At 51.4% G+C, this 255-nt stretch carries 1 rRNA gene; it reads left to right on the forward strand.

The window, feature by feature from the left end:
• Positions 1-255, forward strand: a 23S ribosomal RNA gene (locus KI338_RS17625); the annotation flags it as partial.

The following is a 255-nucleotide window of genomic DNA, read 5'->3' on the forward strand; positions in this document are numbered from 1 at the left end:
CCTGTACCACCTCATAATCGTTATGAGCAATGGAGGGACGCAGGAGGATAGGGAAAGCGCGCGTATGGATGTGCGCGTCCAAGCAGTGAGGGTGTTGGATAGGCAAATCCGTCCAACTGAGACCTGAACTGTGATGGGGAGCGAATTTTAGTAGCGAAGTTCCTGATTTCATACTGCCAAGAAAAGCTTCTAGCCAGATTATAGGTGCCCGTACCGCAAACCGACACAGGTAGGCGAGGAGAGAATCCTAAGGTG

Origin of the sequence: Ornithinibacillus bavariensis (assembly GCF_018333235.1) — a bacterium.
Taxonomy (GTDB): domain Bacteria; phylum Bacillota; class Bacilli; order Bacillales; family Amphibacillaceae; genus Ornithinibacillus; species Ornithinibacillus bavariensis.